This is a genomic window from Pseudomonas sp. PB120 (assembly GCF_009761815.1).
Classification (GTDB): domain Bacteria; phylum Pseudomonadota; class Gammaproteobacteria; order Pseudomonadales; family Pseudomonadaceae; genus Aquipseudomonas.
In genome coordinates this window covers 92,075-104,900 of sequence record NZ_RWIN01000141.1, presented here as the reverse complement: position 1 = coordinate 104,900, position 12,826 = coordinate 92,075, and the positions used below count along the sequence as shown (strand labels likewise).

General features: G+C 58.4%; 11 protein-coding genes. 9 read left to right on the top strand and 2 right to left on the bottom strand.

The window, feature by feature from the left end; genetic code table 11:
• Positions 1–55 precede the first annotated feature (55 nt).
• The gene (locus EJA72_RS25700; RefSeq protein WP_157714690.1) at positions 56–391 is read right to left on the bottom strand and encodes an NIPSNAP family protein; all 336 of its coding nucleotides are present in this window, start codon (positions 389–391) and stop codon (positions 56–58) included.
• Between the two features lie 259 nt (positions 392–650).
• Between EJA72_RS25700 and EJA72_RS25695 the strand changes: the two genes are divergently transcribed.
• From EJA72_RS25695 to EJA72_RS25660, 8 genes are all read left to right on the top strand, one after another.
• Positions 651–1,637, top strand: a complete 987-nt coding sequence (locus EJA72_RS25695; protein ID WP_157714689.1) for a fumarylacetoacetate hydrolase family protein — start codon at positions 651–653, stop codon at positions 1,635–1,637.
• 69 nt (positions 1,638–1,706) lie between these two features.
• A complete protein-coding gene (gene hmgA / locus EJA72_RS25690; protein WP_157714688.1) occupies positions 1,707–3,011 on the top strand; it encodes a homogentisate 1,2-dioxygenase in 1,305 nt (434 codons plus the stop codon).
• Between the two features lie 46 nt (positions 3,012–3,057).
• Positions 3,058–4,665: a bifunctional 3-(3-hydroxy-phenyl)propionate/3-hydroxycinnamic acid hydroxylase gene (locus tag EJA72_RS25685; protein WP_157714687.1), complete on the top strand. Its 1,608-nt coding sequence runs from the start codon at positions 3,058–3,060 to the stop codon at positions 4,663–4,665.
• Positions 4,666–4,764: 99 nt separating this feature from the next.
• A complete protein-coding gene (locus EJA72_RS25680) occupies positions 4,765–5,739 on the top strand; it encodes a transporter (protein WP_157714686.1) in 975 nt (324 codons plus the stop codon).
• 70 nt (positions 5,740–5,809) lie between these two features.
• Complete coding sequence (locus EJA72_RS25675) at positions 5,810–7,027, top strand: MFS transporter (protein WP_157714685.1); 1,218 nt, start codon at positions 5,810–5,812, stop codon at positions 7,025–7,027.
• A 117-nt stretch (positions 7,028–7,144) separates the two neighbouring features.
• Positions 7,145–8,431: an FAD-dependent monooxygenase gene (locus EJA72_RS25670; RefSeq protein WP_157714684.1), complete on the top strand. Its 1,287-nt coding sequence runs from the start codon at positions 7,145–7,147 to the stop codon at positions 8,429–8,431.
• Between the two features lie 181 nt (positions 8,432–8,612).
• Positions 8,613–9,386 (top strand): ABC transporter ATP-binding protein, encoded by a 774-nt coding sequence (locus EJA72_RS25665; RefSeq protein WP_157714683.1) that lies wholly within the window; start codon positions 8,613–8,615, stop codon positions 9,384–9,386.
• Between the two features lie 157 nt (positions 9,387–9,543).
• Positions 9,544–10,059 carry a DUF4405 domain-containing protein gene (locus EJA72_RS25660; protein ID WP_157714682.1) on the top strand — a complete coding sequence of 172 codons (516 nt, stop codon included), beginning with the start codon at positions 9,544–9,546 and terminating at the stop codon, positions 10,057–10,059.
• A gap of 23 nt (positions 10,060–10,082) precedes the next feature.
• Here the strand turns inward: EJA72_RS25660 and EJA72_RS25655 are convergent, their stop codons facing one another.
• A complete protein-coding gene (locus EJA72_RS25655) occupies positions 10,083–11,786 on the bottom strand; it encodes an ABC transporter ATP-binding protein/permease (RefSeq protein ID WP_157714681.1) in 1,704 nt (567 codons plus the stop codon).
• Positions 11,787–11,992: 206 nt separating this feature from the next.
• On the opposite strand from EJA72_RS25655, the gene fhuF reads away from it, so the two are divergent.
• The gene (gene fhuF, locus EJA72_RS25650; protein WP_372240748.1) at positions 11,993–12,673 is read left to right on the top strand and encodes a siderophore-iron reductase FhuF; all 681 of its coding nucleotides are present in this window, start codon (positions 11,993–11,995) and stop codon (positions 12,671–12,673) included.
• Positions 12,674–12,826 lie beyond the last annotated feature (153 nt).

Sequence of the window (12,826 nt, the reverse complement as noted above, 5' to 3'; positions counted from 1 at the left end):
CTCAATTACAGTGCCTGGCTTTACGCCAGGCACTGTGCGTTTGGGCGCTTGTCGTTCAAGGCAAGCGGTAGGTGGCCGTTTGCGGTGTAAAGAACGGCGCGGGCGTCAGGATCTTGCTGTCCTGGTGCTGGATCAACGGCATCAGGTGCGCGACGTATTCGGCCCATCGTGGGTCGGCCTTGAGCCGGTTGCGCGAGTGCTGGCGGTCGTTGAGGTCGTCGTATCCCCACAGATGAACGATCTGATTGAGCGGCCCGATTTCAGTGGTGTAGTAGCCCATTGGCTGACGTAAGTATTCAAGCTGGATGGGCAGGCCGCTGTGCATATACAAGTTGAAATAGGCGGGCACTTTGCCGGGGTGCAGCAGGTAAGTGCGGTGTTCGATGATCATGGGATTTCCTGTTGTTTATCGAGTGATTTCACCTTTCGCGAGGCCATGTTCGTTGTTCTCGAGGGGTTGGGCTGCCCGATGTCTGCCAGGTGGAAATGGCTTGCCGATTTCGTCTGTGAGCCCAGGAAGTACCCGCAAGTACGCTCGTTTCCGGCAGGTGGAAAACGCATATCTGTTATGCAGTTTGTTTCGTAAGTTAGTGATCAACCGCACCCAGCAGTGTGTGACCACAGTAACTTTCGACTACCGGAATGCATGTATGAAACTGGCTTCGCTCAAATCTGAAACCCGTGATGGCGCGCTGATTGTGGTGTCCCGTGATCTGTCCCGCGCCGTTTCTGCCCTCGGTGTTGCACCGACCCTTCAGTGGGCGGTTGAGCACTGGGAATCGGTCAAACCACAGTTGCAGGAACTGTCCGATGCGCTGAACGCCGGCGACGTGCCGGGTAGTTTCGCGTTCGACCAGACCAAGGTCGCCTCGCCACTGCCAAGGGCTTTTCAATGGCTGGACGGCAGCGCTTACCTCAGCCACGTCGAGCTGGTGCGCAAGGCACGCGGTGCGGAAATGCCCGATTCGTTCTTGCAGGAACCCCTGATGTATCAAGGCAGCTCGGACTACTTCACCGGCCCGCGGGACCCGGTCATTGTCGCCAGTGAAGACTGGGGAGTGGACCTTGAAGCCGAGGTGGCAATCATCACCGATGACGTGCCGATGCTGTGCACGCCCGAGCAGGCAAAGCAGCACATCAAGCTGGTGATGCTGGTCAACGACACCTCGCTTCGCCACATCATCCCGGCTGAGCTGAACAAGGGTTTCGGCTTCCTCAACGGCAAAGGGGTCACCGCCTTCTCGCCGGTTGCGGTGACCCCCGATGAACTGGACGGGCAGTGGAACGGTGCAAAAGTCGACTTGCCACTGACCGTGCATGTGAACGACGAAAAACTGGGTTCGCCATTGGCGGGCGTCGACAACTACTTCGACTTCTCCAGGCTGATTGCCCATGCCACCAAGACCCGCACGCTGACGGCCGGCACCATCATCGGTTCGGGCACGGTGTCCAACCATGACCGCAGTCAGGGCTTTTGCTGCCTCTCGGAAAAACGCGCCCTGGAAGTGGTGAACGAAGGCAAGGCGAAAACCCCGTTCTTCAAGTTCGGCGATCGCGTGCGGGTCGAGATGTTCGACGCGGCGGGGCGCTCGATTTTCGGCGCCATCGATCAAGAAATTCAGCCATTCAAACACTGAGTCATGGCGGCTGCCGGCTTGAACCGAGCCGGCATCTCTCTCCCACTCTTTGAGTCGCGTGGAACAATAATGACAAACTCCACTTCGTCACTACCGTTGAGCTACATGAGCGGCTTCGGCAACCAATTTGCCACCGAAGCGCTGGAGGGCGCCCTGCCCAAGGGGCGCAACTCGCCACAAAACGCACCGCACGGGTTGTACGCGGAATTGATTTCCGGCTCCGCCTTTACGGTCGCCCGCGCAGAGAATCGCCGCAGCTGGGTCTATCGGCTGCTGCCTTCGGCGGTGCACGGTGCATTCGAGCCCGTACCGCATGCCACCTGGGAGTCGGCACCGTTCAAGGCGGTTGCAACGCCGGCCAACCGGTTTCGCTGGGACCCCTGGCCGGAACCTGCCGCCGGGACTGACTTTATCGACGGGATCGCCACGGTCGGTGGCAATGGTGATGTCGATGAGCAGTCAGGCATTGTGGCGCATGTGTACCGCGCCAACGCTTCCATGCAGGATCGCTACTTCTTCAATGCCGATGGCGAACTGCTGATCGTGCCGCAGCAAGGCCAATTGCTGATTCACACGGAAATGGGCGCCTTGCAGGCCGGTCCGGGTGAAATCGCATTGATTCCCCGCGGCATCCACTTTCGCGTCGAACTGCTCGACGGGACGGCGGCGGGCTATATCTGCGAGAACTACGGTTCACCTTTCCGTTTGCCGGAGCTGGGCCCCATCGGCTCGAATGGCCTGGCCAATCCACGGGACTTTCTCGTTCCGGTCGCGGCCTATGAGTCGGGTCATCGCCATGTCCGTGTGGTGCGCAAGTTCCTTGGGCAATTCTGGCAAGCCGCGCAGGACTATTCGCCGCTGAACGTGGTCGCCTGGCACGGCAATCTGGCGCCGTGCAAATACGACCTGGCCAACTTCATGGTCATTGGCAGCATTTCATTCGATCACCCGGACCCGTCGATCTACACCGTGCTGACGGCGCCTTCCGTGCACCCGGGTGTGGCCGACTGCGACTTCGTGGTGTTCCCGCCGCGCTGGCTGGTGGCCGAGGATACGTTCCGCCCACCTTGGTTCCATCGCAACGTGATGAGCGAAATGATGGGTCTGATCAAAGGCATCTACGACGCCAAGGCCGAGGGTTTCGTGCCCGGCGGCGTGAGCCTGCACAACTGCATGTTGCCGCACGGCCCGGATGTCGCGACCTTCGAAAAGGCCAGTACCGCCGAGTTGGCGCCGCACAAAGTGGATAACACCATGGCCTTCATGTTCGAAAGCCGTCGGGTGTTCCGGTTGAGTCGACAAGCACTCGACGCCGACCATCGCCAGGTCGATTACGACGGGGTGTGGGACGGCTTCCAGAGTCCGGGGCTCTAGCCTTCACGTTAACGATTCAAGTGTCTTGAACAAGAAGAAAACAACCATGCAGACATTCGACGCAATCATCTCGGGTTACGGACCCACCGGTGCCACCCTGGCCAACCTGCTAGGCACGATGGGCATGCGCGTGGCCGTCATCGAACGCGAGAAGGCCATTTTCGACAAGCCTCGCGCGATCACCGCCGATCACGAAGCGACCCGGGCGTTCCAGGCGGCGGGCCTGGCCGATGAGGTCATGCGGGGAACCTGCGCTCACCCGGGAACCGATTTCGTCGGTGTGCAAGGGCAAGTCATCAAGCGCTTCTACCCCATGCCGGCACCGGGCCCGCTGGGCTGGGAACCGACCTATATGTTCTACCAGCCGGCGCTGGAGGCCACGCTGCGCGAAGGCGTCGCACGCTTCAGCGACGTCAAGGTTTTCCTGGGGCACAGTCTGGTCGAGTATCGCCAGAGCGAACACAGTGTCGAAGTCGATCTGGTCGATGGCGAGGGCCAGGTTCAGACGCTGAGCGGGCGCTACTTGTTGGCGTGTGATGGCGCGCGCAGTGCGGTGCGTACTCAAATGGGCGCCAGCATCCACGACCTCGATTTTGACGAGTGGTGGGTCGTGGTCGACGTGCAGTTGCTCGACGACATCGAACTGCCTGAACGGTGCGTGCAGTACTGCCGACCTTCCCGGCCGGGGACCTACATCGTCGGACCGGACAAGTTGCGGCGTTGGGAGATCAAAGTGCTGCCGGGTGAATCGCCGGAGTCCTTCAATGATCCAGCCCACCTGGAGGCCGTGCTGTCCACCTTCGTCGATACCCGTTCCGTCCAGGTGCAACGCGTGGCGATCTACCGTTTTCACGCGGTGGTGGTCGATCAATGGCGCGACGGGCGTGTATTCCTGCTGGGCGATGCCGCGCACCAGATGCCGCCTTTCATGGGGCAGGGTTTGTGTGCCGGTGTTCGCGATGCCTATAACCTGGCCTGGAAACTCGATGCCGTATCCAGAGGGCTGGCCGATCCGGCGGTGCTGGACACCTACATGGCGGAACGACGGCCCCACGTGCAGCAAGTCGTCGCCACCGCCAAGTCGTTCGGGCTGATCATCGGCGAGCTGGATGAAGGCGCTGCTCGCTTGCGCGACGAGCGACTGCTTGCGGAGCTGAACTCGGGCGTGGCGCAAACCGTGCGCCAGTCATTCATTCCCGGGCTGACCGCAGGCCTTTTGCACTTCGACGATGAAGCGGTCTTGGGCGCCGGGGCAGGTCAGTTGTTCCCGCAGCCATGGGTCAGTGGGCCGTCATTGCCGCGGGCGCGTCTGGATGATGTCACCCGGGGGCAGTTCTACCTGGTGTGTCGTGAGGCTCGATGGGTCAAGCGAGCCAACGCGCTGTTTGCCGACAGTACGTGCCTGTTTGCCAGTGCAGTGGTCTGCCTCGATAACCGTCAGCAACCCGGTTTCGAGAACGAAGCCATTTATTGCGCGGAAGAAGGTGGTTTCATCACGCGCTGGCTCGAGCAATTCGAGGCGGTTGCAGTCCTGGTACGACCTGATGGCGTGGCCTTTGGTATCGCCCGTGACCCGACAAGCCTGGAGGGATTGATTGTGGATGCCGACCAGAAAATGGGCAGTGTTTCCTTTGTCAGGGAAGTCACTCTCTAAGTTTTTGTTAGTTACATGTTTGTTGTTGTAAGGCAGGTTCGCCTGCCGTGCTGTCTGCTGTTGTTTAAATAATAAAAATGATCGTTAAGGACAATAAAAATGAATACCTTGTCGAAAGTTGCCGGGCGCCTTGCGCGTCCAGTAAGCGTTAGTGTATTGACTGCTTTTGCCTTCGCTGCACAAGCGTCCAGTTACGAACCTGCGGGCATCAACTTGGGTGGCACCAGTTTCATGGATGGTTTCGGCCGGTTTGATCCGGGTCTTACCATGATTGAACTGCTTCAATATAAAGCCGTTGATAAAATCAGCGATCATGCCGGGGATCAAAAACCGATCTTCAATGATCCACGAGTCGACTCGACGGTACTGATTTCCCATTTGGCCTACACCACGCCTTATAAATTGTTTGATGGGCATATCGGCGTCGAGGCGCTGTTGCCCATCGTCTACAACAAAGCCAGAGAGGACGCTGGCAGCATGGTTGAGTTCAAGGACGATCCCGGTGTGAACTTCGGCGACATTACCTGGGGCGCTTTCTTGCAGATGGACCCGGTCATGAGTGACGGGCGCCCGGTGTTTGTGCAGCGATTTGCCTTGAACGTGATGTCGCCGACCGGTGGCTACGACAACTCCAAGGCGGTCAATGCAAGCTCCGGTTTCTCATCGATCAACCCTTACTGGGCAATGACTTATTTGCCGACCCCGAAAGTGGAATTGTCGACGCGCATCAACTACCTGTACAACTTTACCAATAACGACCCTAACGCTGTTCCACCAGGTGTTGATGACTTTCAAGCCGGTGATGCACTGTGGGCCAACTTTACGGCGTCCTATGAGTTTTGGCCCAGTGTGCGGCTTGGGCTTAACGGCTATTACTTCCAGCAACTTCAAGAAGACAAGGAAAACGGTCATCGCACCACGGACAGTCGTACTACGGACTTTTCCATGGGGCCGGGCGGTGCCTGGCAGATTGATCGAAACAATGTCTTGCTGAGTAACGTTTATGTGCCGGTCACCGAGAAAAATGCCGTTTCCGGGTTTCATATGAATATTCGCTGGATTCACATGTTTTGATCGATTGAACGATCACTGAATGAAGCCTGCGGTGGAAGTAATGGCGCTGCACATAATCCTGGAGTCTTAAATGAACAAGTTGTTTGAGTCGGTTGTTTTTCGTGTGGCCGTAATTTATAGCCTGGGGGTATTGGCGGCCATGACCGTGGGCGGGGCAGTTCCGCAACTGGACGCGATTGCGGCTGAATTTCATCCCGAAAGCCCCTCGGTGATCGGGCTGGTGATGTCGTTGCCTTCGGTCATGGTGGTGGTAGGCGCCTTGCTGGTCGGCTATCTGGTGGACCGCTTCGGCGACAAACGGGTGTTGTTGATCGGCAGCGTCGCCCTGGTCGTCGGTGATGCGGTGGTCGTGTCAGCGCCAACGTTGCAAACCCTGTTGGTGGGGCGCGGCATTTCCGGGGTGGGGTATGTGTTGATGGCGGTCTCGGCGATCACTTTGCTGATCCGCATCACCCATGAAAAACAGCGCCACATGGCCATCGCCGTCTGGGCGACATTCGTCCCCGTCAGTTTCATCATTCCCTTCCTCACGGCGGGCTGGGTGGCGAGTGCGGGCAGTTGGCGCTTTGCGTTCGGGGGGCATGCGGTGGTGACGATCGTCATTGCCCTGGTCGCCTACCTGTGTGTTCCGGCGCGGGTCAAAGTGTCCGAGCAGCCTTCACGCACCAGTGGCCTGGTGTCGGTGCTGCGTTCGCCATGGCCTTACCTGTTGGGCATTTCGATTGGTGGCGATGCGTTTTTGCATGTCGGTGTGATTGCCACGCTGGCGCCTTACCTGCAAAACCATTACGGCGCCGATCCGTTGGAGATCAACGCCTGGAACATTGGTGCGATGGTGCTCAACGCAATGGGTTGCCTGCTGTTTGGCAAGTTGCTGAACCAGGGCTTCTCGCCGGTCAGGGTCGGCATCATTGCGATCATTGCCACGGGCGTCCCGGCGTTCGCCATCTATGCACTGCCCATCGGTATCGCCGGTTCCATTGCCTGTTCGTGGGTGCTGATGTTTTTCAGCGGCATTCTCACCGGGATGTGGTCGTTCGTGCCGAACGTCTCGCCATCGGCCGGCAGCATCGGCGCTACCAGCGGTCTGGTCACGCAGCTGACGTTGTTGGGCGTATTGCTCAGCGGTCCCGTCTGTTTTGCCGCGATGAGCGGTGACCTGCCGATTTCCATGCAGGGTGTGATCGTCATTGCACTCCTGGCCTGCGTTGCCCGCTTGCCCATCCTGGCCCGGGGCATCGTTCCCAAGTGGTCCGATGGTTCCAGCGTGGTTGTCGCCGGGCATTGAGCCGACGCCGTTTATTCATCCGGGTCGGTCTCCCAGGCGCATCCTGAGGGGCTGGCTCGACAACAAAAAGTACCGGGGTTGACCTGTTTCAACCTCACCATTTGCTGGAGAGAAGTGATGTTGAATATCGCGATAGTGGGTGCGGGCATTGGTGGTTTGATGACCGCGTTGCGTTTGCACGAGCAAGGTTTCAAACCGCGTGTCTATGAAGCGGCCCCTGAACTGCGTCCCCTGGGCGTGGGTATTGTCACCCAGCCCTACGGCACGCGTGAAATCACCGAAGTCGGGCTGCTGGATGAGCTCAATGCGCGTTCGGTCGATGCCGTGGAGTCGGCCTATTTCAACCAGTACGGCCAGGAGATCTACACCGAGCAGTGCGGTGTGCACATGGGCTATCCCCATGGCCAGCGCTTTGTTCACCGCGGCATTTTGCAGATGATCCTGTACAAGGCGGTGATCGAGCGCCTGGGGCCGGACTCGGTGGTGATGGGCGTGCGTTGCACCGGTTTCGAACAAGACGATTCCGGGGTGACCGTGCGCTTTGTCTCCACCACCAACGAGGCGATGAGCCTGCCCATCGAAGTGCGTGCCGACATCGCCATTGCCGGTGACGGGATCAAGTCGGCCATTCGCAATCAGTTGTTTCCCGAGTCGACTGAACCGCACTACTCGGGGATCACCCTGTGGCGGGGCGTGACCCTCATGAAACCGTTCAAAGAGGGCGGCACCATTTTGCACATTGGTGCGCCGAGCAAAGGCAGCCTGATCGTCTACCCGATTCTGGACAACGCCGACGACAGCGGCCTGACGCTGGTCAATTGGGTGGTGGAGCAGAACGGTCGTCCAGAGAGCATGGAAGACTGGAACCAGGAAGCGGATGTCGCCGAAATTGCGCATATGTTCGACGAGTGCGAACTCGACTTTATCAACGTCGGCGAGATGCTGCGCAATGCCCGTGAGGTCTATCTGTTTCCCCTTGTGGATCACGATCCATTGCCGCAATGGTCGTTCGGCCGTGTGACATTGATGGGCGATGCGGCCCATGCGATGTACCCGCGTGGGGGCAATGGTGCCTGCCAGGCGTTGGTTGATGCCCGCGTCATTGCCGAGGCGCTGGCGACCATTGAAGACCCGGTCGAAGCGTTGAAACACTACGAAGCCCAGCGCCGGGAAATCGCGAATCGCATCGTCATGGCCAACCGCGGTGATGGCCCTGAAGTGGTGCGGCGCATCGTTGAAGAACGCACCGGTGGCCAGCGTTTCGAGGACATCGAGAACGTATTGCCGTTTGCCGAGGCCGACGCAATTTTCAATGAGTACCACCGGATGGCGGGCATGAAACGGCCAACTGAAGAGAAGGCGGAGGGTAAGGATTTTGCTTCCGTTTTTTCACACAGTGCCTGAGTCCAGCCTGACCCGCTGGGTCGCTGGTTGAAGCGGGCCGGCAAACAGCCAAGAGGGATGCCAAAAACAGATGAAGAGACTTTGCGGGTCGGGCCGGAAGTCAAACGCCTTCACTGTTTTTGTCATTCCGAACACATCCGGGTGCTGTCCTGACCTGAGCTATTTCAAGTAGTCATTGCCCATGATCGAATTCAAGAACGTCAGTGCCTTTCAGCATCAAACTCAAGTGCTGGACAACTTTTCGTTAACCATTGGAGCAGGTGAGCGTGTCGCGATATTAGGCCCGAACGGGGCGGGCAAGAGCACCTTGTTGAAGTTGATCGCTCGCGAAATTTATCCCGTGGAAGGGGAGGGAAGTTACTTCAAGTTGTTTGAAAGCGAAAAGATCACGCTGTGGGAACTGCGTGAAAGAATTGGTTTTATGTCTCAGGAATTCCAGGAGGACTACACCCCGTTCACTCAAGCGCTGGACGTTGTGGTGTCCGGATTCTTTGGTTCAATTGGCTGTCATGACCGCTTTATTCCATCACCCGAGCAATATGCCCATGCGCGGGCGATGCTGGAGGTCATCGGGATGCCTGACTGTCAATACCTGATGTTCCAGAGGCTCTCCGCCGGACAGCAGCGACGCCTGATTCTGGCCAGGGCGTTCATTCATCACCCTGAACTGTTGATTTTTGACGAACCCACCAATCACCTGGATGTGGGTGCCAGCAAGACGGTCCTGAATCTGATGCGGGATTTCTGTCATGCCACACGCGGCGTCATTCTGACCACGCACGATGTCCACGAAATAATTCCTGAAATAGACCGGGTTATTCTTCTTCAACAAGGTCGTATTTTGATCGATGGTCCCAAGGACGAAGTGTTGACGGCGCACGCTCTTTCAGAACTCTATCAAGTCGATTTGCAAGTTGATAAAGACAGAGGCTGGTACCACCTCAGGTATGCGTGAAGTCGACCGTATTTAGCTCAATGTAGTTTGAATCTTTACCTTGGCTTACAAACTCTTTACATCCATCAGCGATATCATTCGCAGCGTAATAACATCGAATAATTTTGTTTGTGATCAATCCCGTAAGCCCACCCCCGGCTATCAGGAACACGGACCCATGGATGCCCCCGCCTTGAAAAACCTGATCAATCGTTATGCCACTCCCCTGACCACCGGTTTCTTCCTCGTCTCGATGATTTCCGGAGTGGCGCTGTTCTTCCACTGGGCGCCCGCGCTGTTTCATGGCATGCATGAATGGCTCAGCATGGTGTTGCTCGTGCCGTTCGTGCTGCACTTGTGGAAGAACTGGGGCCCGTTGATGGGCTACTTCAAACGCAAGACGATGTTCGTTCCGCTGTTGCTGTCGCTCTTGGTGGCGATGCCTTTCGCCATCCCGAACTCCGGTGGCAAGCCAGGCGGTAACCCGGCCTTTGCAGCGGTGCAACTGGTGACCAAAGCACCGTTGACCGACAGCGCAGCACTGTTCAAGAACACGCCCGATGAACTGGTGACGCGACTGCGTCAACGCGGGCTGGCGGTGACGTCGTCCAGCGATTCGCTCAATCAGGTGGCGCAGTCAGCGAAAATGCAGCCCGCGCAATTGATCGCCGAGCTGCTGAACGAGCGGCAGTAAAAAGTCCGTGAAGCACCCCGAACTCATACGGGTTGCTTCACTTTTCGCTGCACCCACTGCGCCTCACTTTGCAGTTCCAGCACGTGCCAATGGAAGCGCTCCAGCGAGGCGTTGTGGCCGACACTGATCAGGATCGTTTCCGGCAGTGTTTGTTTGAGCAACTGATAGCAGCGGGTTTCGTTTTCCGAATCCAGCGCCGAACTGCTCTCATCGAGGAACAGCACCGCCGGGCGTGCCAGCAGTGCGCGCACGAACGCACAGCGTTGCTGTTCACCGACGCTCAGGGTCTGCGTCCAGTCGCTGTCCTCATCCAGTTGTTCGCTCAGGTGTTGCAGGCCGAGTTGCTGCATGGCGTGGCGCAGCGCGGCCTCTTCGTTGAGCTTCGGAGGGCTGGGGTACCAGAGCGCCTCGCGCAAACTGCCCAACGGAAGGTAGGGTTTTTGTGAGAGGGTGAGGGCGCGCTCGCGGTCGTAGTGGGTCGAGCCGCAGGCATGGGGCCAAAGCCCTGTGATCGCCCGAATCAGTGTCGACTTGCCGAAGCCCGAGGGCGCGCTGAGCAGCAGGCTGTCACCGGGTTCAAGTGAAAGATTGAAGCCTTCGAGCAAGCGTCGGCCGTTCGGCAGCCAAATGTCCAGATCCCTGATATGCAGGCCTTCAGGCTCATGCTCAAAGGTCACGCCTGACGTGATCTCGACGTTGTCCAGACGCTCCTGGAAACCGTTCAAACGGTCGATCACCGATTTCCACGCCGCAAGCTCGGGGAACACTTCCACCAGGTAGGCGATGGCCGCGTGCACTTCGCCGAAGGCGGCGCTGATCTGGGTCAGGCGGCCGAGGGGAAAAGCCCCGGCGAAGAACTGCGGCGCCATGATGAACATCGGGATGACCGTGGCGCTGCGCAAATAAAAGGTCGAGTAGCCCATGACCAGTTTCTGCTTCTTCACCAGCGCCCAGAAGTTCTCCAGCGCCGCCTCCAGGCGTTGGTTGAAACGCGCGTTTTCCACGGCTTCGCCCCGGTATTGAGCGACCGGGTCGGCGTTCTCCCGCAGGCGCATCAGCGAAAAGCGAAAATCGGCTTCGCGGCGCTGTTGCATGAAGTTGAGCCGTGGCAATGCGCGGCCCAGCCAGAACGCGAGGCCGGTGCCCAACAGCGCGTAGACCAGGGCAATCCACACCAGCAAACCCGGAACGATCACGGACTCGCCGGCGAACGGCACGCTGACCAGGCCGGACGCCTGCCAGAGGATGTGCAGGAAAGAAAACAGCGACACCACCGACGTCAGCAACCCCAGGCTCAACTTGAGCGATTTGACGATGAACAGGTCGATGTCCTCGGCGATTCGCTGATCGGGGTTATCGACGTCGGTCTCGGTCAGTTTCAGTTTTTGGTAACGCTGGCTGCCCAGCCATTGGCCGAGCAGATGCTGGGTAGCCCAACGGCGCCAACGCAAAGTGAGCTTTTGCTGGAAGTGAAACGCGCCCACGGTGAAGGCCGCCGTACCGATCTGCAGCAGGATGAACTGCAGGCCGCCCAGCAGAAATCCGGCGTAGTCCTTGTCCTGCAAGGCGTTGTAGAAGTGCAGGTTCCAGAAGTTGGTGAGGATGTTGACGCCCACCAGGCACAGGGTCATCAGCACGACGGCCAACAGCAGCAGCAACGCCGGGTATTGTTGTTCGGATACCCAGAAAGGTCGTGCGAGACGCCAGAAGTTGCGGAGTGTGTGCATGTATCTGGGGAGCCCGGTCGTTGATGACGTTGAGTTTGCAGGGGAGGGAGGATAGGATCTGCCAATGCTAATCGTTTGCATTCATTAGGGAAAGCCACGGGAGACCTGCCATCGAATTCCCAGAATGGCTAAGCCAGGCGTGGCCGCCGATACAGCGTGTGATCCGGAGTGAACCGGGAGATCAGCCTTCTATCCCGGTCAGCCAACTGGCTGAAGCGGCCGTGCTGCATCCTTTGCTGAGCCATTTCGCCCTGCTGTATCCGGGGGTGAATCGTGCGGCCGTGGTGTCGCAGTGGTCGATGAACTACATGAGCATCGCTTTGCCAGCCGCGCTGGCGTGCGCCCTCACGCGTGATTGCGCGATCGATTTCTGGGGCGAGGAGGTCGTGCTGTTTCACGATGACGGCCAACCCCTGGCACTGGGATTGGGCGCCCGGCTACCGGCCATAAGTGCTGAAGAAAGGTCGGCCTATTGGTCACGCGTTACACACGAACACTTGGCTCCGCTGTTCACCACATTGGCTGCCGCCGGCGGCCTGGCCCCCAAAATTTTGTGGGGCAACATGGTCGCGATCTGGGACGGCGCGTTCGCCAGAATGGATGCCGACTTGTCACGGGACGGATTCGCCGAGGCGCACCAGTGGCTGGAGCAGGCCACGGTGAACGAGGGGCGCCTGAAGTTGCGAAGCCTGCAACGCATCGTGGAATCACCCGCGCCGCACATTTGTCCCAGCCTGCCATTGCGTCGGCATTGCTGCCTGCACTATCAGTTGCACGAGCCTGTCGAAGGAACGCCACCGGTACTCTGCGAATCTTGCCCAAAGCTGCATCGACTGCCTGTGGCTGAGCAGGTCAGCTACCTGAACTACATCTACCAGGACAGCTGAGCGGCTCGTCAAAAATGCCCCCTCAAATGTATCCATGTAGATACATAGCGCTGATAAAAACGCTAATGAGATAGATTATCAATACTGTTCCATTGGCGTTTTTTTTGAATTAGACTCCCGCCGGCCGTAGGAATGTGGCGTTAAGGACGTAGG